The sequence below is a fragment of the Enterobacter cloacae complex sp. P47BA genome (assembly GCF_014930485.1).
GTDB lineage: Bacteria > Pseudomonadota > Gammaproteobacteria > Enterobacterales > Enterobacteriaceae > Enterobacter > Enterobacter bugandensis.
Map to the genome: position 1 here is coordinate 1 of NZ_JADBRF010000040.1, position 1285 is coordinate 1285.

At 55.3% G+C, this 1285-nt stretch carries 1 protein-coding gene; it reads left to right on the forward strand.

Features of this window, described 5'->3' with window-relative positions; all coding sequences use genetic code 11:
* Positions 1–83 precede the first annotated feature (83 nt).
* Positions 84–1259 carry an IS4 family transposase gene (locus IM299_RS22730; RefSeq protein ID WP_193358130.1) on the forward strand — a complete coding sequence of 392 codons (1176 nt, stop codon included), beginning with the start codon at positions 84–86 and terminating at the stop codon, positions 1257–1259.
* Positions 1260–1285: the final 26 nt, after the last annotated feature.

Consider the following 1285-nt stretch of genomic DNA (forward strand, 5'->3'; position numbering starts at 1 on the left):
GGGCTGAGGGTTCCCCAGAAAAATGAAAAGCACGATGAAGTGTGATCTACTGGTTGCGCTAACAAATCAGAAGAGACCTCATCGTGCCTTTACAGACAGTCTGCCAGAAATTTTTCTCCGCGTCTTTATCTGACATTCACAGCTTCCGGGTTAATGTCCTTGTTTCCATGGCCGTCGCGCTCACCCACGGCGCATCCCTGACCCTGACCAGCCTGGGGCGAACCCTTCCCGGCAGGGCGCACGTCAAAAATAAAATTAAACGTGTTGACCGTGCCCTGGGTAATACCGCCCTTCACCGTGATATTCCCCGTATTCAGCACCTGCTCACGCATACCATCACCTCCCTGATGCCCTTCTGCGTTATCGCTGTCGACTGGACCGGCTGGCATGACAGGAACTGGCATCTTCTGCGGGCAAGCCTGGTCTGTAATGGTCGTTCACTTCCGCTTATGAGTGAGGTTGTTCCCGCAGAGCTGGCACAGAACAGTGATGTCCAGTGCCGATTCCTTGACCGCCTGCATGCTGCCATCCCGAAAGATAAAGCCATTACCATCCTTACGGATGCCGGCTTCCGGACAGACTGGTTCCGGCATGTCAGTCAGCTGGGCTGGAGCTTCACTGGCAGAGTCAGGGGCTGTATCAGCTTCCGGCTGGACGGAGATAAAAAGTGGATCAAAATCAGCGAGCTTGAGGCTACCGGGCAACCGGTCTGCGTGGGTTACGGTGTCCTGTCCCGTAAACCCCGTATCCCCTGTTACGGCCGGTTTTATCTGCACAAACGCCCGGAGGCAGGGCGTCGCGGAAAGGGAGGCATGCCAAAAACACAGCGGGAACACCGCAGCAGTGCGCGGGAGCCCTGGCTGCTGTTCAGTAATGCAGAAGGGCTGGAACCGCACCAGATAATGGCCCTGTACAGCCGACGAATGCAGATAGAACAAAACTTCCGGGACGACAAAAGCCCACGGTTCGGGTTCGGTCTGAGGCTGAGCCGGAGCCAGGGAAAAGGGCGACTGGAAGTGCTGAATATGGTCGCGGCGATGGCAAGTCTGGTGATGTGGCTGGCAGGTTACAGGGCAGAAAGGCAGTGTTTACACTGGCATTATCAGGCAAGCAGTATCAGGCACAGGCGGGTGCTGTCTTACCTGAGTCTGGCAGAAGAAGTGCTCCGGCATGAACCTGGAAAAGTGAGGCGGCTGAATATAGGTAACGAGATGAAAAAGCTGGGAAAAGAGTACAGTAATATGGTCATGGAGGCATGACCATATTACTGGGGATCCCTCAGCCC